The sequence below is a fragment of the Treponema sp. R80B11-R83G3 genome (genome assembly GCF_054786115.1).
In genome coordinates, this window is sequence record NZ_BDHF01000008.1 from 30,252 (window position 1) to 53,464 (window position 23,213).

Genomic DNA, 23,213 nt, shown 5'->3' on the forward strand with positions numbered 1-23,213 from the left:
ATTGAAAACCAATGAGGGTATTTTTTCTCGTTATAAAATAAAAGTAATTTGTTTTGTGTTATTAGTGACAGGTTCATTTTTGTTTTCATGCGCGACATCCGGTCTGTCAGAAAACAACCCAAAAACAAGGTACAGAGTGGCAGATTGTCCGCCCGAAGTAAGGAAAAGGGCGGTATTTTATGCCGGAAAATATGTTGAAAGAGAAACTGTATGGGCATGGGGCGGACGGGACTATTTGGAAAAAGAAGGAGTTTTAACTCTTGATTGTTCGGGTTTCATAGTTCGCGTTTTTCAATATGCGGTTAAAGGAACAAAATATTCCCTGTTATTTGAAGATGCGCCGTTATCTGCTTTTTATGAATATTTTACTGTTCCCATAGATACGCTGACTCCTGGCGACATTATTTTTATGGGTACTGAAAGAAACGCGCCGCCGACGCACATAAGCATCTTTGTCAATATGGATAATGCAAATATTTATTTTATGGACGCGACATTAAAAGAAGAAGAAGGAATTAACGGAGCGACATTACGGCATTATTCCAAGAATGATCCAAGATTTTTGTATTATGCAAGATTACTTGTCAAATATTAACGTCTTTGTCATTTCACCCCAAATAATCCGATAACCTGCGATAACATTGATTCACGACATGCTTCTGCTCCAGATCAACTTCTTCACCTAACTCGTCAATCAATGATTCAAGACTGGAAAGGCTTTCATTTAAGCAGGTATAAAAACCGCGTGACGCTCTAAACCAGTAATTTCCGTCTCCGTCCGTGAAAAGACCTAAAAATCCGAGTTCTTTTGAGTTTTTTTTCCATATAATAGGCTTTGCAAGATCATCTAAATGTTTTATCAGCGCGGAAAGTTTTTCATGCGAATTAAAATTTTCTTTACGGGGCAGAGAGCGGGAGAAAGCGCCGTCTACGTCTAAAACAGGCGCAAGAGAGAGCAAGAGACTGAGTTTTTCTCCGGCAAGAAGATTGTATTGGTTCTTTACCGTAATTTTTCCTTTTATGCTCTTAAAACTTTTTTCGTTTGATAAATTATTTTTAATAAGCTCAAGTCTTTCCCACGGAAGAATTACGGTTTTCTTTCCTTTTACAGTGGCAATTTCAAACACTTCGCCTGAAATTTTTATGTTATTGGTAAAATCGCGAGTTTTCTTTTGTTTTTCGCGGCCATCAGCGAATTTTCCGTCAGCGTCGCTGGAGAAAAGACCAGGCCTTATCCTATTTAAAACATCTTTTGAGAGCGGAGAAACTGACATCGCGTACATTTTTGACGTGCGTACAATTTCTCCGGCGACAATAAATAGGGGATCCATGCGGAACATTACTGATCCGGGATGAATTATTATTTTATCCGCCGTTAAACTTCGATATGAGCCGATTTTCCCCCGCATTTCATGCGCACGAGATTCCCCGTGCCCTCTTTCGCGAACACAGACAAATTGAATCATTCCGCGTCCGATACAGCATAAATAGTCGTCAATTTCGTCAGAGGAGAGCGGTTGTGCTCTTTGGTGTACGGGAATCTTCATCTTGGCAAGAATTTCTTCAAGCTGAGCGGTTACATTAACTATTTCCGCCATTGCGCGCTCGTCAAGATAACTTTTTTCGCAGAATTTTAATTTATTGGTTGAATCATTATACGCTTTATAAAGTTTTAAATACGAAACAAAATCGCCGTTATCATCGCGGAAACGGTGATGAGCCTGTCTTGCGTCGGTTTCTTCACCGGGAGGAAGGATATAAGGGCTTTGTGTTGATAAAAACGCCGCAGAGATTAGCGTTTCTTTGATCACTTCGGGATATTTTAGTATCGCTTCTACAATTATTCGCGATTGACGCGGCGCAAGAGGGAATTCCGTCATTAATTTGCCGATATTTGACAAACTGCGGTCTTTTTCAAGCGCGTCAAGCAGATTTAACGTCTCTATTCCTCCAAGTAATCCCTCTCTTTCAGGCGCGGCAATAAAATTAAAGTTTTCAAAATCCGTAATTCCAAGATCCGCCATCCTTAAAATAACTTCCGATAAATCAGTGCGGAAAATTTCTTCGGTGGTGTACAATTGCCTCTGTTCAAAATCTTTGCGCGTGTACAACCGATAACAGGTTCCTTCACGCGTTCTTCCCGCTCTTCCCTTGCGCTGGTTCGCCGATGCGATAGAAATTGGCGATTCAATAAGACTGGACGTAAATGTTTTGGGATTATACCAGTTTATTTTTGCCAATCCCGAATCAATTACGGCGGTAATTCCGTCAATAGTGACGGAAGTTTCGGCAATATTTGTTGAAATAACAACTTTTGTTTTTCCCTTTGGAGGGTCTTCAAAAACTTTTTCCTGCTCTTCTTTTCCAAGTCTGCCGTACAATGGAACAAGGTGTAAAAATTTTCCCACAGAACTAAAAGTAAGCCTTGATATGCAATCTTTTATCATTTTTTCGCCTGAAAGAAAAACTAATATGTCCCCTTCGCGTTTTTCACTTATAAAGCGTGTAGTAATTGTCTCGATTTTTAATAAAATTGCCTCATCTTTGTTGTTTATTTGCCTTTTATCACCTGTTTTTTCGCGATTTTTTTCTTCTCTTTCTTTCGGCTCGGTTGTTAAAACAGGATCATAAATCAACGTAACCGGAAAACGCTGGGCTTCTATCTTCACAATAGGGCAATTATTAAAGTATTCGGAAAAAATTTCCGCGTTTATTGTCGCGGAAGATATGATCACTTTAAAATCACGTCTGCTTTCAAGAACTCTTTTTAGCAATCCAAGGATAAAATCGATGTTTAAACTCCGTTCATGCGCCTCATCAACGATTAAAACGCCGTATTTTGACAGCCAAGGATCGATTTTCATCTCTTGAAGGAGCATTCCATCGGTCATTATTTTTATTTTAGTCTCATGATTGGTCTTGTCGGCGAATCTCATCTTGTATCCTATGAGTCCGGGTATTACCGTGCCTGTTTGACGCGCTATAAATTCGCTTACGGATACCGCTGCGATACGGCGCGGCTGTGTAACTCCGATGATTCCGTTCTTTGTATATCCCGCTTCATAAAGTATCACGGGAAGCTGAGTTGTCTTTCCGGAACCGGTCGGACTCTCCACGACAAGCGCTTGATTATTTTCAAGCATTGACAAAATTTTTTTCTGATTCTTGTAGACAGGAAGATCAATATAGTTCATAATATTTATAATAGCGACTTGATAAAAAAAAATATAGTTGCTATTATTTATTCATCATGATATATTTAAGAGGGGGATATTAATGGCAAATAAAAAAAATGTGTACTTCTTCGGAAAAGGAAAAGCCGAAGGAGACGCGAAGATGAAATCAATTTTGGGAGGCAAGGGCGCTAACCTTGCCGAGATGACTAATCTTGGAATTCCTGTTCCACCGGGCTTTACTATTTCTATAGATGTGTGCGCCGCTTATTATGAAAATAAAAATAAATATCCGGCTGGAATAAAAGAAGAGGTAGAAGCGAGCCTTAAAAAACTTGAAACCATGATGAATAAAAAGCTTGGCGATCCTAATGATCCGCTTTTGGTTTCAGTTCGTTCGGGAGCGGCAATGTCCATGCCGGGCATGATGGATACAATCCTTAATCTTGGGATAAGCGATAAATCGGTAAAAGGGCTTGCCGCAAGGACAGGTAATCCGCGTTTTGCGTGGGATGCTTACCGGCGTTTTATTCAAATGTACGGTGATGTAGTAATGGGCGTTGAGCATGATTTGTTTGAAGAAGCTCTCCATTCAATTAAAAAGGCAAAGAACATAGAACTTGATACCGACCTTACGGCTTCCGATCTTGAAAAACTTGTTGATGAATACAAAAAAATCGTTAAAAATAATTCAGGTAAAGACTTTCCGCAGGCTCCGCTTGATCAGCTTTGGGGCGCGATAAACGCGGTTTTTGGCTCTTGGATGAGTAAACGCGCCGTTACCTACCGCAAACTGGAAAACATTGTCAACCTAAAAGGAACTGCGGTAAATGTTCAGTCAATGGTTTTTGGCAATTTCGGCGATGATTCGGGAACCGGAGTATGCTTTAGCAGAGACCCAAGTACCGGTATTAATGAATTTTACGGCGAATATTTAATGAACGCGCAGGGAGAAGACGTAGTTGCCGGTATCAGAACGCCGGAAAGAATTGCTACGCTGGCAAAAAAGAATCCTACCATATATAAAGAGCTTGTATTAATAAAAAACCGTCTTGAACAGCATTTTAAAGACATGCAGGACATGGAATTTACCGTTCAACAGGGCGTTCTTTACATTCTGCAAACAAGAAACGGCAAACGCGCCGGAACTGCCGCTGTAAAGTGCGCGGTCGATATGGTAAACGAAGGTTTAATCGACAAAAAAACCGCCATTATGCGCGTTACCCCTGCTCTTCTTGACCAACTTTTGCACCCGATGATCGATTTTAATGCGCAAAAACAGGCAAAGGCCCTTACAAAAGGGTTAAATGCTTCTCCGGGCGCCGGATCGGGCAGAATCGTTTTTAACGCAAAAGACGCAGAAGCTTGGCACCAAAGAGGCGAAAAAGTGCTTCTTGTCCGTAAAGATACAAGCCCCGAAGACATCGGAGGAATGGTTGTTTCACAGGGTATTCTTACATCAACAGGCGGAATGACAAGCCACGCGGCTGTTGTCGCGCGCGGCATGGGAACTCCGTGCGTTGCCGGCGCAAAAAGCGTTTTAGTGCAGGGCAGTACGGTCGAAATCGGCGGAAAAATATTTAATGAAGGTGATTGGATAACCATAGACGGCACTTGCGGCGAAGTATACGAAGGTAAATTGCCGCTTGTTGCGCCTACAATTTCCAAAGATGTAAATACGTTCCTTAAGTGGTGCGATGACATACGCGCAGGAGCGGTTCGCGGCAAAGTTAAAGGTTTTGCAGTTAGGACAAATGCCGATCAGCCTGAAGACGCAAAAAGAGCGTTTGATTTTGGCGCTCAGGGTATCGGTCTTTGCAGAACAGAGCATATGTTCTTTGACAAGGATAAACTCATTCATTTCCGCGCAATGATTGTCGCGGAAACGGAAGAAGAGAGAAAAGTTGAATTAAAGAAGATTCTTCCCCTTCAACAGAAAGATTTCTTCGGCATTTTCAAGGCAATGGAAGGCCGCCCTGTAACAATCAGGCTTTTAGACCCGCCGCTCCATGAATTTGTTCCCCACACAAAAGAAGAAATTGAAGAATTAGCAGGGCATTTAAACATCAGTGTTGATAAATTAACTTCCAAGATTGAAGTTCTTAGAGAAAGCAACCCAATGTTGGGGCATCGCGGCTGCCGTTTGGCGGTAACATACCCTGAAATCTACGATATGCAGGTAGAGGCTATCGCCCTTGCCGCCGCAGATTGCGCAAAACAAAAAATTCCGGTACATCCGGAAATTATGATACCAATTGTAGTAACCGCGAGAGAGCTTAAATTATTACGCCCCAATGCCGAAAAAATACTTGAAAAAGTGTTTACTGCGGCGGGCGTAAAAGTTCCCATAACAATTGGCACGATGATTGAAGTTCCGCGCGCCGCGATTCGCTCAGCGCATATTGCCAAGTACGCGGACTTTTTCAGCTTTGGAACAAACGATCTTACACAGATGACCTTCGCTTTTAGCCGCGATGACATTGCGTCATTTCTGCCTACCTATCTGGAAAAAAATGTTCTTGACGTTGATCCGTTCAAGACCATTGATCAGGACGGAGTGGGCAGTTTGATTAAATTCGCAATTGAAGCAGGCCGATCTGTAAAACCAGATCTCAAGATGGGGATCTGCGGAGAACACGGCGGAGACCCAGCAAGTATTGACTTCTGTTATAGGGCTGGGTTGAGCTATGTATCATGTTCACCATTCCGGGTGCCGTTAGCACGTCTTGCCGGTGCGCAAGCTGTTATCAACAATTCCGGAAATAATATATTGGGAGGGGGGTCCGTAAAGGCTAAACCTGCCGCTGCCACGGTGAAAGGCAGTAAAAAACCTATTAGGGAGGACAAGAAGATGGCAGTAACATCTGCGAAGAAACCCGCTGCGAAAAAACCCGCTGCGAAGAAACCTGCGGCCAAGAAAACCGCAGCCAAAAAGCCCGCGAAGAAACCCGCGGCAAAGAAACCCGCAAAGAAACCTGCGGCAAAGAAATCTGCGGCGAAAAAACCCGCAGCCAAGAAACCAAAGGTAGTTCTTTAATCTAAGGTTTTTTGGTATTTAAAAAGCTTTTTTACAAAAAACCTGGTCGTAAGAGCGGCTCCCGTTGAGTGCGTCTTACAGGCCAGGTTTTTTTATTTTAAAAAATAAAATTTATTTAATATATAGTAACAAAAATTAATAATATATGGTAGAATATTAATATGCGTGAACTTCAAAAGAACCAAAAGATAATTCGTCTAAAGATACTAATAATCGTTATTGCTACAGCAATTGTTATAAATGTTTCAAGTCTTGCGGTAGGTTCCTTGTTTCTTACGCGCAGCATAAGCAGGGCTATGGAATCTGATATGCTGGTTACGGTTGATATTGCGGATCAATATGTAACAAATGAAATTAAGATGTTAAAATATGACGCGGAAAATGCCGCTAATGACATAAAAGCGTATAATACCGCCGGTATCACCGCCGGTATAGGCGCATCTTTACCGGATGCGGACAGGCTTGAGCAGATATGCGCGAAATATCCGGTATTTATCGGTCTTGCCATTTTTAACCAAACAAATTTATTGGCCTCTTGCGGGAAATCGCAAATTTCTCCCGAATTGCTCCGAGAACCTTTTTTGCAAACTGCAATAAAAGGCGGCTCTGTAATTTCAACAACCATGTATGCCCCAGACGGCGCTCTTGTTATGTATGTTTCAGTTCCGATAAATGACAATTTTGTTTTGGCGGCGGTTCTGCCCGGTTTTTATTTTAGCAATTTACTGTCCAAGTTTATTTTCTGGGACTCAGGTCATTTATTTATCCATGACGCGGAGGGCGATACTGTTTCTAATTACCGCGAAGACTGGGTGCAACAAAGAATAAATTTTTTAAAATTGGCTAAAAATGACAAGCGTTACGAAAGCGTATCCATAGTGATAAAGCGCGGGATTAACAAAGAGCGCGGCACTGGCAGGTTCGTCCTGGATGGAATGCACAGAATGTACGCTATCCGCCCCGTATCAAGCGTTAATGAAGGCTGGTTTGTCGGTGTTGTCGCCCCATTAAATGAAAGCGTATTAAAGGAAGTTCCGGGCAGTTTATTGCTTATGGGGTTGATTACATTGCTCCTTAGCATACCCGCCGCCATTGCCGCCGCTGTTATACTAAGGCGTCCATACGATGAAATTGAGCACCTGCGCGAAGGGGCGGAAGCGATGTCGGCTTCAAAAACAAAATTTCTGGCGACTATGAGCCACGAGATACGCACGCCAATGAACAGTATCCTGGGTTTTTCGGAGTTTGCGCTTGATAATGAAATATCGCCTAAAGTCAGGGATTATTTAAATAAAATAAAAATTAACATCGAATGGCTTATACATATTATAAACGATATACTTGATATTTCCAAAGTGGAATCCGGCAAAATGGAACTGGAAAAAATTCCGTTTGATATGCATGAATTGTTTTCAAGCTGCCGGACTTTAATTATGCCCAAGGCTGTCGAAAAAGGCATTATGCTGCATTTTTATGTCGAACCAAGCCTGGGGAAAAAACCGTTAGGCGATCCTACAAGGCTCCGCCAGGTGCTTGTAAATCTTTTGTCCAATGCCGTTAAGTTTACAAATACGGGTATGGTAAAACTTAACGCCGTATTAAGGGCTATGAATGAAAAGACCATAACAATGTTCTTTGAGGTAAAAGATTCAGGCATTGGGATGACCCCTGAACAAGTAAATAAAATATTTGATCCGTTTATGCAAGCCGAAGCGGCGACAACCCGCGTATACGGCGGCACCGGCCTTGGGTTGTCTATCACAAAAGATATTGTAGAAATGATGGGCGGAAAACTTGCGGTAGAAAGCACCCTCGGCATTGGCAGCAGATTCAGCTTTGAACTGACTTTTGATACCGTAGACGCCAACCATGAGCGTTTATTTGAAGATCAAATGGTTATTCATGAACTTGATAAACCGGCGTTTGAAGGCGAAGTTTTATTATGCGAAGACAATCCTATGAATCAACAGGTTGTTTACGAACATTTGGCAAGAGTCGGACTGACCACTATTATTGCCGATAACGGTCTAAAAGGCTATGAATTGGTAAAAAAAAGGCAGGAAAACAATGAAAAGCAATTTGACTTGATTTTTATGGATATGCACATGCCTGTTATGGACGGGCTTGAAGCGTCGGCAAAAATCAAGGAACTGGATACGGGCGTTCCCATAGTGGCGATGACGGCGAATATTATGTTTAATGACAGGGAAATTTACAGAAACAGCGGCATGATTGAATGCGTCGGGAAGCCTTTTACCTCGCAGGAACTGTGGCGTTGCCTTATGAAGTACTTTACGCCAAAAATACCGGGTTCCGATTATAAGAACACTAAATTGGAAGCAAGCATTGAGTTTCAAAGAAAACTACAATCTATGTTTGTGAAGGGCAATCAAAACATATACCAGGAAATAGTTGACGCTCTGGAAGCCGACGATATTGTTCTTGCCCACAGGCTTGCCCATTCATTAAAAAGCGACGCTGGCAATGTCGGTAAAATCATCCTTCAAACAGCCGCCACCACCGTAGAACAGAACCTAAAAAACGGCAAAAAACTGGTTTCGGCGGAGCAGTTGAATATACTCAAAATGGAGCTGGACTTGGTACTTAATGAATTTAAATCGATAAGCTAGTATCTGCCCCTCTAAACCTGCCTCTCTAAATGCCGATAATTTAGCATGGACGGAGGTCTGTGTGATTAGAGGATGGTATACGGGCGCAAGCGGGATGAGGGCGCAACAGTGGCGGCTTGACGCAGTGGCGAATAATCTGGCAAATGTGGATACTACCGGTTATAAGAAAGATGTTGCGTCTTTTAAGGCGTTTCCTGAGTTGCTGTTAAGACGAATGGATGACGATGGCGTTCATTTACAGCCTTTTGGCTCTGCGGATGCCGCGCCGATTGTCGGGAAACTTGGCACTGGCGTCGAATTAAATGAATTATTTACGGTTTTTACGCAAGGTGCCCCAAAAGAGACCCAAAGTGACTTTGATTTAATGCTTGAAGGCAAGGGGTTTTTCTCCGTGGCGACGCCTTACGGCGAAAGATATACAAGAAACGGCACTTTTGTCTTGGGTAAGGAAGGGTATCTTGAAACTAAAGACGGTTTTCCCGTTTTGGGAGAAAATGGCCCTATCAGGGTAAAAGCCAATAATTTTAAGGTTGATAACGAGGGCAGGGTATGGATCAACGCCGCCTATCCCGATGAACCGGATGTTATGGTAGGAAGAGAGGCTAACCAATGGGAAGAATTGGTCTTGCTGGATACCCTAAAAATTGTTGATTTTGAGCTGGATCGCTATCTTGAAAAACAGGGAACCAGTCTTTACCGCGAAAGCCAAACATCAGGCCCCGCAAGGACTATGGACGTGGTAAGCCGGCCTATGGTAATACAGGGATTTGTAGAGTCCGCGAATGTTGATCCGGTAACGGAAATGGTTCAAATGATCGAAGTAAACCGTTCTTATGAGGCAAATCAAAAGATTATTCAGTCTGAAGATTCCGCATTGGGCACATTGATAAATCAAGTGGCAAAATTTGGCTAATAGAAAATAATAAGAGAGGAAAAAATGGTTAGGAGTTTATGGACAGGAGCGTCCGGCATGATCGGGCAGCAGTCGAATATCGATACGATCTCAAACAACCTCGCGAATGTGAATACCCACGGTTATAAAAAACAACGCGCCGATTTTGAAGACCTTATTTATCAAACTGTAAAAACGGCGGGGACTCCGGCTACTGAAGACACTGTAGTTCCGGTAGGCATTCAAATGGGACACGGCGTTAAACTGGCGGACACTCAAAGGGTTTTTGAGCAGGGAGCGCTGCAAAATACCGGCGTAGCCACCGACATGGCTATTACGGGCGAAGGTTTTTTCAAAATACAGACTTATGACGGCACTATGGCGTATACCCGTAACGGAAATTTTAAAGTTGACTCGAACGGGCGCATGGTCAATAGCAACGGTTATTGGCTTGTCCCGGATATAATGATGCCGGAGCTTTTTCTGCCGGATAGTATCAATGTTACCAAAGACGGCAGGGTAAGCGTTAAAGTTCCGCGAGACGGCGAGGAAGTTGAGGTTGACGTAGGCAGAATCGAACTGTACCGTTTTCCAAACCCGGTAGGCCTTACCGCGATTGGCGAAAATCTGTTCAGGGTCAGCCAGGCTTCTGGTGAGGCGATTCCCGGCATTCCCGGTTATGAAGGCATGGGACAGATTCAACACAGATTTTTGGAAATGTCAAATGTCGCGGTTGTTCAAGAAATGGTCAATCTGATTGTCGCCCAACGCGCCTATGAATTTAATTCTAAAACAATTCAAACAAGCGACAGTATGCTTGGAACCGCGACTACATTAAAGAGGTAATATAGATGGACATAGCCGGACTTGATTTTAATAACCCAGCGTCATTTTATGCGGATAACATTCGGTTAACGTCAACTCCGGCTGTCCACAGCCCCGATAAATTTGCGGAGGCGCTAAAAAGAGCTTCAGCTAACAGTACCGTTGTTGAAAAACGCGCAGGTGAAGAGCCTATTGATAAAGAGGACAAGCTCTACCAGTTGTGCCTTGAACTTGAGACATTCCTAGTTAAAAATCTTTTAACCAGCATGAGAAATACCGTGCAAAAATCGGGGCTTGTGGACAACAGTTTTGCCGGTAAAATGTACGAAGATATGCTCTACGATGAATATGCCAAAGATTACACCAAGAGCGCCAACTTCGGGCTTGCGGAGCAGGCTTATAGGCAGTTGAAAAGAATTAATGGTTAGTTTTATTAATTCTTATATATTTATCTTCAATGTAATAAATAATTTGCGCCAAAGAAAGCACATCCAGCGTATTTATGTTCAATCTATAATGGTTGAGTAAAATAATAAACCATTTTTTCTCATTTTCATCCATGCGAATACCTTCCTCTGATTGATTCCATGCTGTAATTATGAGATTCATTATCTCGAGTGAAAAGTATTCATTAGGTAAACTTTGAACTGTTGTTCTTTTATATTTGTTATCGCCTTTAGTATAAAAAGGTGAGATTTCTAAAAATGATTTTATATACAAAGCGATTATTTTATGCCTGTCTATTCTATGCTCAGATACATTTTTCCCATAAACCTTTCTTTTAAATATCTGCAAATTACTAAAATAAGCATGTTTAACCCGCTCAAACTCTTTTGGTTGTATCTTCAAAACTATTTGTGATTCTTTTTGTTCACTCTGTTTATTAACAAAGGTAACAAATCTTTCGGCAAAGTCTTTAATATCTTCCCACCAAACTTTTGAGTTAAAGTTATATTCATTATCCATCAGGTTAATTGTCCAATATCTCTGAAAATTGTTTGCTTATAATGTCCACATAAAGCCCTAAATTAACTGTTCCCGCATGTTTGGAATTATTTATGGGAATTAACTCTACGTTAACCGGATGGTTATTCCATACGCGGTATGCGGTTACTAATACCTTGACTAGTAAACCAAGCGCAATACAAATCGCAACTGCAATAAAAATAATATCAGCCATAACTATTGTTCCTCCTTGTCCTCTAATTCAAGTATAGCTTTATTTTTAAGAAAGGGATAACAAGTAATAATATATATTATACACAAAACAATAGAAAGTACATTGAATAATATACTTACAAAAAACAGAGCTTTATGCTTAAATAATGGCATAACCTCGTTAGTTACCATAAAAAAGAACATCCCGGAAAACAGGACAATTAAAATAACAGAAATCGTTGAAGAAGTATCACTTAGCGAAAGGTCATAGCGAAAATGACCATGTCTTTCGTTAAAAATGCCAATATTGAGAACCAGACCCAATACTATAACATCGCTGATCAATACGGGTTGAATTGTATATTTATCAATCAATAATAAATACACCAAAACCCTCATAAACATAGGGATCATACCGACTGCCATAATAGTAATAAACCACCGTATAACCTTTCCCAATTTATGCCTTCTTTCTATTCCAGCATATCAAAATGATATGCTGGAATATTGTTTGTAATGGTATATATTTTAACATACAATAATAAACAATGTAAAGGAAAAATAATAAAAACTTATTTTCTTGCTGATAAAATAAAGTAGTGTTTGTCTCCCGATACGGGACTATCGTTATTCAGGGTGTAAAAATTCAACATATAACCGTAACCAATCTGAATGTACATTCCCCCAACCGGTATTAATAGCGAAGCTTCAAACATTAGTGACTGGCTGACAACGGTACTTTCAGGAAATATCGGGAAAAATTTATTTGTATTTTGATCATAGTCAAGATCAATGACTTCGTATTTTAATTGAGAATAATTGTACTTTGCCGACAGGCTGACATATTTAAACAAAACGCTGTCCAGCCCAAGGTAAAAGTAAGGGCTGCCCCATGTTTCTTGCGAGTGGTTAACAGTATCAAATAACGGGAACATCCTTTGGTTTTCTGCGGCGGTCAGAAAATATACGGGAACAATGCCGCCGGAAAAACCGATACTGAACTTTTCAGAGTCAAATTTTATTCCAACATCTATAAGAGGGCCTAAAATGTGCATAGAAAAATCGTCAGTATAGGAATTAAGACGCTGAGAACCTAATATGGGCATATCTAAATAGCCTTTTTCTCTTGATTCTTGGTATTCATAATACAATCCGGCTCCCGCCTGCCAATTGAAATTTTCGTTTATCGTATGCCTGTATTGTATCGGGAGAAAAAACAATTCATAAACAGTTTCATTATTTACAATTATAGAATCGGAAACGGCAGGATCATCCAGTTCTTCGCTTGTTGATGTTTTTTCAATTAGCCCGCGTATTTCCCCGCCTAAGACATCACTGTAATTCAAGCCAAAACCAACATTGACAATGGAACCGTCTTTCATTACTTTTGTGTCCATAAAAAAACTGGCGTTTCCAAAACTTAACGAACTACTCTGCGAATACGCAAAATAGGGGAGCAGTAAAAAAATTAACGGGATAATTTTTTTCATGATTATTCCGTAAATTTTACCTTGTAGTAATTGGCCACGTTCATTAATAGATATGCCATGACTTCCTGATTAGAATCTATCTCCGCTGCCTCTCCTTCAGTACCGTTTGGCCAATATTGTTTTAGACTGTTAATGCCGTAATCGGCAAAATTTACGGCAGGGATTTTATCTACCGCAAATGAATATTTTGCCTCGGTATCCGCCGAAGCTCCCGAAAATACAATTAGATAATCTTTAAGATATTTGGGAACTTTAACAGCCGCAGAATACAAACTGCTTGAGCCGGAAGTCTTAAAATAGTACGCTTTGCCGTTTGGGACGATTATTATGCCGTTTATTGCCAAGTTCGACCGTATATTAAAAGTAACGCTTTCCTTGTTTATTTTTAGGGAAACAGAGTCCGTCCATTTTTTCCCATTAAAATCCTCAGTATCAATGACAATGTCTTTAAATTCAAATTCTTCGGATATTGCTCCGCACTGGACAGTAATATCTATTTCTCTCGTTTTTCCCGGCATAATGGATTGTAAATCTCCCGCATTCAAACGAGTCGAATTGGTATTTCTGGTAATTTCAAGGCCGGCAGGCAATGTAAGCCGATATTCCATAGCCGTGGAAATAGTTTCACCAATGTTAGTGAATTTAATTGTTAAATCGTAAGGTTGACCGCTAAACAAGCGCATAAGATCGGTAGAGTATGACTGCGGTACAATTGAAGTTTTTATATTCACCCCGCTTGTCAACGTAAGAGTTCCGACATTTTCGCCGTCTGTATTGGGGGTTACGGTAAATTCATGATCATCTATGGTAACAATATAATCATCGCCGGCTATGATGTTTTCAGCTTCTAATTCACCTTCATCGCCGATTTCAACCGTCTGCTTGTCCATTCCGTTTTTTACAGCTTCTACTACCGCATTTGTTCCTTTTGGCACATTCACCACTCTGGAAAACAGCGCTCTTGAACCGTCATCTTTAACTGCCGAGGCTCCAAATGTGCTGTTTCGAGTCCTTGAAGCGTAAAGGAAATATTGCTTTGCGTTTACCCCCGTCCCTTCCGTAACTATTATTACGTTATCTGATTCCTTTGTCATATTAACAGTGGTAGTATAGTAAGAGTTTCCGATCATTCTGTAATTATTTGCAAAATACCATGTTTCGCCAGTATCCATGCGTATCCACTCGCCCCAGAATTCCTCTGCAAACAAAGGTATCTCATGCAGATCGCCTTCATTGCCGCAAGTAACAAGAGCGGACGCAATAATGGCAAGTAACAATATTTTTAACGGTAATGCCTGTTTTTTCATATTTACTCCTTAACGGTTTTTAAAAGTCGCTTTTGGACCGTTCGTTACGCAATATACTTTTGGATTGTCTTGGGCGGAATTGGTTGTCCATTGAAAATCTACGCTCCCATTGCTTTGAACATAGACATTTGTTACATTTAAGCTATAAACTGAAAACGGAGAGGTTCTATTTTCTTCATCATCTTTATTAGTTTTATACGGTTCGGCTAAAGTTATTCTAATTGTATATGACGATTTATTGTCAAAAGTATATTCAAGAGTTTGATTTGATAAGCTGCACGAACAAAAGACCAGGCATAATATGCAAAATACAAAAGCGGTTTTTTTGATTGTCATGACGGATAACCCCCTATTTTCTGAAATGTCTTTTAATTATCCCTTATTTTTCCTTTTTTGTACAGGAGTTTTGGTAAAGCCGCTGTCACATTGCCAATTTCTGCGGAGCGGCTTTACCTTGTTTATTCCTCCTTAAGGAACCGTAAATGAACCAAGCAATGTGCCGCCGCTTATGCCGTCCATTGTACCCCGTAATTTATAAACCAATGCATTACTGCCGCTCCAACTGCTATTATTACTGGTAGTAAATGCCGGACTGGGCGGCGTGTTGGTGTAGTACACAATAAATGAGTTTTCTCCTTGATAAGACCCTGTAACCCAATACAGTTGAACTACATCGCCTGTTGTGACATTGAAGGTGTATGTATCATAAGAACCGCTTACTCTTACACTAGTTTCAGTATCAACTCCGTTTACATTAATTCTCAATGCGCCTCCCCCGTTCCAACCATCGTTATCAGAATCATACATGTCAATGGTAACTGAGTTATATAGAGGCAGGGAAGGCGGAGTAGTGGATGTATTAAACGTAATCCGGTATGTACCGCTGGAACTGTATGGCGTTACCTTTATGTAGTACACCTGTCCGCTTGTTACCGACAGTGAGGTGGATGTGGTACCGCTGGATAATCTTGTCTGGCTTCCAACTGTAGTGAAGCTTGAGTTATACAACTGTACGTTAATGCCGTATGAAGAACTCAGCGTGCCATTGAAGTTTGCATGTATGTACTGCGAACTTGATGTTGCGGTAAACTTGAACCACTGCTCACCGGTTGAGGAAACAGTGCCGCTTGACCATGTGCCGGCAGTAAGCGTGATAATTGGGGAAGGCGAGGTGCTGGAGGTACTAAATGTAATCTGGTAAGTGCCGCTATAGCCACTGTAAGGCGTTACCTTTATATAGTAGACGGTCCCAGTTGATACCGTCCGTGAAGTGTATGTGTTGCTATAAAATTCTGTCGTCTGGCTTCCAACAGTACCGCCGTTTGAGTCATACACCCATACATACAGATCACTCAACGTGCCTAAAGTAACGTGTATATTCTGCGTACTTGAAGTTGCAGTGAATTTGAACCACTGTTCTCCGCCTGAGGAAACAGTGCCGTCTGCCCATAAACCGGCATTAAGCGTGGTCGCTGTGGCGCTATTGGCGGGAAGCGGCGGAGTATCCAACTCATTAAACGCAATCTGGTACGTGCCGGTGAAGCTATTGAAAGGTGTTACCTTTATATAGTACGTCTGTCCGTTTGTTACCGGCAGTGTGGCGTCTGTTTGGTAATAGTATAATAGAATCTGGCTTCCGACTGTGGCGGCGGCGGCTGAGTCATAAACCTGAACATTCATTCCATCATAAGTAGTCATCACGACAAAATTTGCGTGTATATACTGCGTATTTGATGTCGCGGTAAATTTGAACCATTGCTCGCCGTATAAGGAAATATCGCCGTCTGCCCAGACGCCGGCGGTAAGCGTTGTTGCCATTGGAAGCGGCGTAGTATTTGATGCGCTAAACGCAATCCGATAGGTGGCGCTGCTGGAACTGTAAGGCGTTACCTTTATGTAGTACACCTGCCCACTTGTTACCGACTGTGATGTGTATTTGGTATCGCTAGATAATCTTGTCTGGATTCCGACCGTACTGCTGCCTGTAGAGTCATATAACTGAACGTACAGGCCATTTGAACTCAATGTGCCAAAACCTGCGTGTATGTACTGCGTGTTTGCATTTGCGGTGAACTTGAACCATTGTTCGCCGGTTGAGGAAATATAGCCGTTTTCCCAAGTCTCGGCAGTAAGCGGGATTGCTGTGGTCCAAGTATTGCTTGGAGGATTTACGGACGCGCTGAACGTAATCCGGTATGCGCCTAAGTAGCTGGAATTGTACGGCGTTGCCCTTATATAGTACGTCTGCCCGATTGCTACCGCACGGGAGATGTATCTGTTGCCGCCATATAATCTTGCCTGGCTTCCGACCGTATTTCCGCCCAAGTCATATAACTGAACATTCAAGCCATAGCTATAAAAAGAAGAATCAACCGTGTAAAAACCTGCGTGTATGTACTGCGTAGTCGCAGTAGCGGTGAATTTAAACCACATATCGCCGCCGGTTGAAGAAAAAGAGTCGTCAGTCCAAGTATCGGCGGTAAGCGTGGTTGCCGTATTGTTAAAAGTGGGGGGGATCGCAACAAGCATATCCTCATCAGTAAAATCTTTCGTGTATTCAGTAACAATCGATGGATAGATATGTACAGCTTCACTTTTTCCCGCTTTCAATCCGTCTTTACTAATAAGGACAGTTAGCAGATAAGAGGCGACATCTAAATTATTCAATGTTTGGGTTTTTCCGTTTCCTTGAAGCACATCAGTGGGAGTTAATGTAATATTAGTCAGTCCCGGCCATTTTTTCAATGATATTTCCATTGTAGCGCCTGCCGGGTAGGTGATTGTGTATTTGAAACTTCCTTGCGTTCCGGTTGTTTGGCCGGTAAGTTGTACTTGTACTGAGGTGTTGCTTCCTGATCCAACTGTAAATGTTGAGGATGTCCCGCTTGCCGCCAGGGTGGTATCCGCGTTGGAGACGATATAGGCTTGTACTTGAACCGTATAACTACCGGCTTCCAGAATAAAGTTACCTTGACTGTTAGGAGTTTTTTCTGTTCCGGTTGTTTGGCCTACTTTGGTAAAGGTATACACATATCGGAAAAAAGCGGTAGAAGGCAGAACTGTCCGCGCAGATTCCTGTTCCGCATCACCGCCAATTAAATCGATGCTTACTCTCCCGTAACCATTTTCAATTGGCGTTTGAAGTTCCGGTTTATCGAAGATATTATCACAAGCGGCAAACAGCATCGCTCCAAAAAGCGCAATCCCTAACAATATGCCATATTTCATGTTTTTCATAACTCTTTCTCCATTTCTCATTTTTATATCCTCCTTAGTTGGGCCTTGTGGGGCTGGTGTTGAACGCTATTTTATACGTGCCGGTGTTGTAGTAGTACGGTGTTACTTTTATATAGTAAATCTGCCCGCTTGTTACCGACCGTGATATGTATTGGCCGTTGTAAAAAAATTCTGACTGGCTTCCAACCTCACTGCCGCTTGAGTTATACACCTGTACATACAGATCATTTAACGTGTCAAGATTAACGTGTATGTACTGCGTGTCTGCGGTCGCGGTAAACTTGAACCACTGCTCGCCGTTTGATGAGTATATACTGCCGTTAGCCCAAGTATTAACGGTAAGCGTTGTTGCGTTGGAAGGCAGATTTACAGGGGGTGTCGAAGACGTGTTGAACGCTATTTGGTATGTGCCGGTACTGTAGCTGTTGTAAGGCGTTACCTTTATATAGTATATTTGCCCGCTTGTTACTGATGACAGGTAGGTGTATGTGTTACTGTAGTATAACCTTGTCTGGCTTCCGACTGTACCGCCTGTCGAGTTATACACCTGTACATTAATGCCAGACGAAGAACTCAATGTGCCAAAAATCGCGTGTATATACTGGTATGAGTTTGTCGCGGTGAATTTTAACCATTGTTCATTGCTTGATGTGGTAATACTGCCGTCTGCCCATGTGCCGGCAGTAAGCGTGGTCGCTGTTGTAGCAATATTGTTTGGAAGCGGCGGATTACTGGACGTATTAAACGCTATCTTGTACATGCCGGTGTAAACGCTGTAAGGCGTTACCTTTATATAGTACGTCTGTCCGTTTAATACCGATGGGGAGATGTATGGGTTGGAGTTGTATAACCTTGTCTGACTTGCGGCTATACCGCCTGTCGAGTCATACACCTGTATGTAAAAGCCAGACGAAGAACTCAATGTGCCAAAACTTGCGTGTATGTATTGCGTGCTTGAGGTCGCGGTGAATTTGAACCATTGCACATCGCTTGATGAGGTTATATTGCCGTCTGCCCATGTGCTGGCAGTAAGCGGGGTCGCTGTTGTTATGACATTGCTTGGAAGCGGCGGATTACTGGACGTATTAAACGCTATCTGGTACGTACCGGTGTAGCTGTTGTAAGGCGTTACCTTTATATAGTATGTGTCCCCGTTTGTTACTGATGACAGGTAAGTGTATGTATTACTACTGTATAACCTTGTCTGACTTGCGGCTATACCGCCTGTCGATTCATACACCTGTACGTAAAAGCCATTTGAAGAACTCAATGTACCAAAACTCGCGTGTATATACTGGTAGTATGGGTATGAGTTTGCTGTCGCAGTGAATTTAAACCACTGTTCGCCTGTTGAGGAAATAGTGCTGTCTGCCCAAGTACCGACAGTAAGCATGACTGCTGTAGCGCTGTTGCTTGGAAGCGGCGGGGTACTGGACGTATTAAACGTTATTTGGTACGTGCCGTAGTTACTGGAATAAGGCGTTACCTTTATATAATAGACATCCCCGCTTGTTGCTGAAAAGTTGACGTATGTATAATTACCGCTGTATAACCTTGTCTGACTTGTGACCGGACTGCCTGCCGAGTCATACACCTGTACGTAAAAGCCATTACTAGAACTCAATGTTCCAAAACTTGCGTGTATATACTGTGAGTAATCGGTCGCTGTGAATTTAAACCATTGCGCATCGCTTGATGAGGTAATACTGCCGTTAGTCCATGTATTAGCAGTTAATTCATTAGAGGTTACCGTAATGGTAATACTGGTATTGTAAAGTTTGTTGTCTTTAGTTAAAAACAAGTCTACCGTATGTCTTCCGATTGTTGTATTTGAGAAGATATATGTACTTCCGTTCTGTCCTGTATCAACGCCGTTCACATACCACTTATTAATAGCATAGCTTGTGGTTCCCTGTGGAGTAATGGTCAAGGTTGAACCTGAGCTTATGCTGGTTACGCCGCCGCTTGAGGTAACAAGGGAACCGTGTTGATCCACCCAGTAGTATTCAATCCTATTAGTTGGCACTGAAACATTAGTTTGTGAAAATACTTTGGTAATAACGCCTGAGTTGGCGGAATTGCTTGCCGGTGTTGACCCTCCTGCAACCGTAAAGAAGTTAGCCGCTACCCCTTGTAATGTGTAGCCTGTTTTTGCGGTCAATGTAATAGTCGCCGTGTATATGGTACTTGAAGCAAAGGTTCCTGATACTGTTGGAGACCATGCAACCGTTCCCGTGTATTGCTCTGTTCCGGCAATTGCCGTTACCGGTATATCGCCTGCTTCCGGCGGTGTCACGCCCGGTATGGCGGCAATATTAATAATGCCTTGGGCAGATTGCGGAAACTCAGCCGTAACAACGCCTGAATTAGCATTATTGCGTACCGTTGTCGCACCCGCTACTTTGAAGAAGTTGGCTTTTACCAAGTTCAATGTATAGCCTTTTTTAGCTTTAAGGGTAATTGTCGCCGTGTATGAGGTCTGATAATTAAAACCTGAGGCGCCGGGCGCAGGCGACCATGAAACCGTTCCCGTGTATTGCGGGCTTTCAATGCTTGTAACGGGAATGCCTCGGTTCATCGGGGCTGTCACGCCCGGTATGTTGGCGATATTTACAGTATCTCCAAGATTAGCCTCCGATGCCATTTTCTCGAGCGTTTCAATGTTTTCACCTAATATGCAGGCGCTCATTGAAATTACCATACCGGTTAAAACGGCTAACGCAATTAATAAATTTTTTCGCATAATGAAACTCCTCTATTTAAACCTATAAACATAGCCAATCGACAACTTGTTGTCTGCCGATGTGAAATTAGTCCGCAGGGTATATGAAATATCAAACATTTCAAATAAGTTAAGGCCGATAACAATGTTCACTGCAAAGGCGGTATCCCAAATTGCGCCTGCGACTTTATATGTGTAATTCGCAAACATTACGCCGATACCGGCGCCCGCGTAATAGCCCCCTCTTTTCTCGCCCTCCGACCGCTCAAATGGCGTGAACAAGGCGAAATTGACATAAGGGTACACGGAAAAATACTCAACATCGTCAACGCCAAGAATTCCAAAGCCCGCGTCAACGCCTAAATCAAAGAAAGAGTCATCGAAGGGCGCAAGCGTTCCGTGTAACGTGACGATAGCCAGAGGCGCGGCAAACGAAGTGCCAACCGAAGCGCCAATCAACTTTAGCCTTTTGTCTTCTTGAAAAACAGACTTTTCTTCTTGAGTTGGCTTGAACACCGCCGTAATAACGCCTGAGTTTGCAGAGTTACTTACAGACGATGCCCCCGCAACCTTAAAGAAGTTATTCTTTACCCCGAATAATGTGTAGCCTGTTTTTGCGGTCAGCGTAATAGTCGCGGTATACTCGGTAGTCGCGGCGAAAGTGCCTGATACTTCAGGAGACCATGTTATGGTCCCGCTGTACTGCGCGGTTTCGATAATTGCCTTAACCGGGATATTTCCGGTTGCCGGCACTGTAACTCCGGGTATTACTGCGATATTTACCGTCACCGACGTGGGGAATGACACGGTAACAACGCCGGAATTGGCGCTGTTTCGTACCGATGTCGCTCCTGCGACGGTAAAGAAATTGGCGGCTACCCCTTGAAAGGTGTAGCCTTTTTTTGGAGTCAGGGTAATAATCGCGGTGTACTCGGTAGTTGGGGCAAAAGTACCTGATACCGCAGGAGACCATGTTACGGTCCCAACGTACTGGTCAGTCTCGGTAATTTCCGTTACCGGCGTATTGCCGACGGCAGGGGCGGTTACGCCCTTTATGGCGGCTATATTGACTATAGCGCCGCTTGTCTCTGGAAATACCGCAGTAACAACGCCGGAATTGGCATTGTTGCGTACCGATGCCGCCCCTACGACAATGAAGAAATTAGCGGCTACCCCTTGAAAGGTGTAACCGCTTTTCGCGGTCAGCGTAATAGTAGCGGTGTACTCGGTAGTTGGGGCAAAGGTTCCCAATACCTCCGGTGACCATGTTATGGTTCCGCTGAATTGCGCGTTTTCTATAATTACCCTTGAAGGGGTTTTGCCGCTTACAGGCGCCGAAACGCCCATTATATAAGCAAGGCTTATTGTTTCGTTACTCGTTTGCGCGTAAAGAACGGTACTGAATACCGCAATCCATAAAAGGCTGATAAGTTTCTTGTTCAATTTTATATCCTTCATTTTAAGCCGCGTAATCGGCCGATTTAATAGTAATTTCCAACTATCGTATGTACTAATGGCGTTACAGCACATCGGGTATACGGTTGCGTAGAAAAACAAAGTTTTTCTACGTAACCGCATAAATGTCGCATACCCGCCGTAACAATTACGCGGTTGCGTAATTGTCAGGCAGGGGCTGTCCCCCGGCAAAGCTGGGGGATTACCAATGCAATTATTTTTTGGGTGCTTCTACTTTACCGTACCTTCAATAGTAAATTTATTCGGAACTAAATTGTTTCCTAATACGCCATTTCCTGAAGAATTTCCTGAAGCAGTTGCCGTTGAAGCATTATTAAGGTACTTAATTGCCAAAGCGCTTCCCGTAATGATGACTGTTTTTGTAGTAATTGTTTTTTCAGTACTGCCTTCTTTTATTTTTGATTGGTAAAAAGTAACATTTTCATCTGTTCTAAGATTTAAAATGTCATTACCGCCAAGTTTTTGCGCTTCTCTTAAAAGCAGGTTCACAATACCTTCCTGATTGGCTATTTCATTTCCATTCTGGTCATATTTTGTTTCTGTAGTCGCAAAGACCAAACCTAATGCGTCAAATGGCCTTTGATCCGGACCCGGTAAGTCATTAACGCGCCCCCTGGAAGTTGTTTTACTGCTAACAACTGTTTCCGTACTGCCGACGGGAGCGGCTATTTTTGGCGTAGATGCCGTGCTGCTGATTGCCAGAAACGTAAAAAACACAATTGCCAAGATTGCTACTGAATGTAGCGCTAAACGATTTTTACTCATTTTTGTCTCCTTCTAATGGTAAAAAAAATATTTATAAAATGCTCTAACAGAGCAAAGAACGCCATTGTAAATATGTCAAATATATCGAATGTGCCGGGGAAATATTTTATTAGTTGTAACAATTCCAGTAATAACGCAAGTCCGATGAAAAATTTTATGTAATAGCCGCCTATAACGGGATCGCTAAACCATAAAAATCTTAAAAACAAGATGCCGGAGAGCAGCCATAAACCGTCGCAAAGATTGTATCTAATAAAATTTATAAAAAAATTATCTGAAAAAGCGCGTACATTGGCATAAGACACTTTTATTTTAAATATTTGAAAAAATATCATATTAAAATCTCTAAAAATGTAATAACAGAAAATTCCCGCAGATAGGGCGATAACAGAAGACGCAAAATAAATTAACCTCTGTTTATTAGCTGCCATTAAGAGATCCCGCGCCTGTGAATGATGAGAAAATGTATTTTTATTATTTTTTCTATATAAGTTACGGGGG

18 protein-coding genes are annotated in these 23,213 nt (G+C 42.2%); 6 read left to right on the forward strand and 12 right to left on the reverse strand.

The window, feature by feature from the left end; genetic code table 11:
- The first annotated feature begins 1 nt into the window (after position 1).
- A complete protein-coding gene (locus ACYVRH_RS02220; protein ID WP_461255295.1) occupies positions 2–595 on the forward strand; it encodes an NlpC/P60 family protein in 594 nt (197 codons plus the stop codon).
- Between the two features lie 13 nt (positions 596–608).
- Here the strand turns inward: ACYVRH_RS02220 and ACYVRH_RS02225 are convergent, their stop codons facing one another.
- A complete protein-coding gene (locus ACYVRH_RS02225; protein WP_461255296.1) occupies positions 609–3,194 on the reverse strand; it encodes a helicase-related protein in 2,586 nt (861 codons plus the stop codon).
- Positions 3,195–3,276: 82 nt separating this feature from the next.
- Between ACYVRH_RS02225 and ppdK the strand changes: the two genes are divergently transcribed.
- From ppdK to ACYVRH_RS02250, 5 genes are all read left to right on the forward strand, one after another.
- A complete protein-coding gene (ppdK, locus tag ACYVRH_RS02230) occupies positions 3,277–6,210 on the forward strand; it encodes a pyruvate, phosphate dikinase (protein WP_461255297.1) in 2,934 nt (977 codons plus the stop codon).
- Positions 6,211–6,371: 161 nt separating this feature from the next.
- Positions 6,372–8,840: an ATP-binding protein gene (locus ACYVRH_RS02235; protein ID WP_461255298.1), complete on the forward strand. Its 2,469-nt coding sequence runs from the start codon at positions 6,372–6,374 to the stop codon at positions 8,838–8,840.
- A 61-nt stretch (positions 8,841–8,901) separates the two neighbouring features.
- A complete protein-coding gene (locus tag ACYVRH_RS02240) occupies positions 8,902–9,753 on the forward strand; it encodes a flagellar hook-basal body protein (protein WP_461255299.1) in 852 nt (283 codons plus the stop codon).
- A 24-nt stretch (positions 9,754–9,777) separates the two neighbouring features.
- Positions 9,778–10,578 (forward strand): flagellar basal-body rod protein FlgG, encoded by an 801-nt coding sequence (flgG, locus tag ACYVRH_RS02245; RefSeq protein WP_461255300.1) that lies wholly within the window; start codon positions 9,778–9,780, stop codon positions 10,576–10,578.
- A 5-nt stretch (positions 10,579–10,583) separates the two neighbouring features.
- Positions 10,584–10,985: a rod-binding protein gene (locus tag ACYVRH_RS02250; protein ID WP_461255301.1), complete on the forward strand. Its 402-nt coding sequence runs from the start codon at positions 10,584–10,586 to the stop codon at positions 10,983–10,985.
- Here ACYVRH_RS02250 and ACYVRH_RS02255 read toward each other — a convergent pair.
- The 11 genes from ACYVRH_RS02255 to ACYVRH_RS02305 all read right to left on the reverse strand — a co-directional run.
- Entirely contained in the window at positions 10,975–11,523 is a 549-nt protein-coding gene (locus ACYVRH_RS02255) for a hypothetical protein (RefSeq protein ID WP_461255302.1), read from the reverse strand. The genes ACYVRH_RS02250 and ACYVRH_RS02255 overlap by 11 nt on opposite strands.
- 4 nt (positions 11,524–11,527) lie before the next feature.
- Complete coding sequence (locus ACYVRH_RS02260; protein ID WP_461255303.1) at positions 11,528–11,737, reverse strand: hypothetical protein; 210 nt, start codon at positions 11,735–11,737, stop codon at positions 11,528–11,530.
- Between the two features lie 2 nt (positions 11,738–11,739).
- Positions 11,740–12,174, reverse strand: coding sequence for a hypothetical protein (locus tag ACYVRH_RS02265; protein WP_461255304.1), 435 nt, complete (start codon positions 12,172–12,174; stop codon positions 11,740–11,742).
- A gap of 113 nt (positions 12,175–12,287) precedes the next feature.
- Positions 12,288–13,205, reverse strand: coding sequence for a hypothetical protein (locus tag ACYVRH_RS02270; protein ID WP_461255305.1), 918 nt, complete (start codon positions 13,203–13,205; stop codon positions 12,288–12,290).
- Positions 13,206–13,207: 2 nt separating this feature from the next.
- Positions 13,208–14,512 (reverse strand): hypothetical protein, encoded by a 1,305-nt coding sequence (locus ACYVRH_RS02275; protein WP_461255306.1) that lies wholly within the window; start codon positions 14,510–14,512, stop codon positions 13,208–13,210.
- Positions 14,513–14,521: 9 nt separating this feature from the next.
- Complete coding sequence (locus ACYVRH_RS02280; RefSeq protein WP_461255307.1) at positions 14,522–14,848, reverse strand: hypothetical protein; 327 nt, start codon at positions 14,846–14,848, stop codon at positions 14,522–14,524.
- A 132-nt stretch (positions 14,849–14,980) separates the two neighbouring features.
- Positions 14,981–17,770 carry a hypothetical protein gene (locus ACYVRH_RS02285; RefSeq protein ID WP_461255308.1) on the reverse strand — a complete coding sequence of 930 codons (2,790 nt, stop codon included), beginning with the start codon at positions 17,768–17,770 and terminating at the stop codon, positions 14,981–14,983.
- A 13-nt stretch (positions 17,771–17,783) separates the two neighbouring features.
- Positions 17,784–20,492: a hypothetical protein gene (locus tag ACYVRH_RS02290; protein WP_461255309.1), complete on the reverse strand. Its 2,709-nt coding sequence runs from the start codon at positions 20,490–20,492 to the stop codon at positions 17,784–17,786.
- A 12-nt stretch (positions 20,493–20,504) separates the two neighbouring features.
- Positions 20,505–21,914: a hypothetical protein gene (locus ACYVRH_RS02295; protein WP_461255310.1), complete on the reverse strand. Its 1,410-nt coding sequence runs from the start codon at positions 21,912–21,914 to the stop codon at positions 20,505–20,507.
- Between the two features lie 243 nt (positions 21,915–22,157).
- Positions 22,158–22,712 (reverse strand): hypothetical protein, encoded by a 555-nt coding sequence (locus ACYVRH_RS02300; protein ID WP_461255311.1) that lies wholly within the window; start codon positions 22,710–22,712, stop codon positions 22,158–22,160.
- Positions 22,709–23,213, reverse strand: a 505-nt coding sequence (locus tag ACYVRH_RS02305; protein ID WP_461255312.1) for a hypothetical protein, incomplete at its 5' end; no start/stop codon positions are given. The genes ACYVRH_RS02305 and ACYVRH_RS02300, both read right to left, overlap by 4 nt.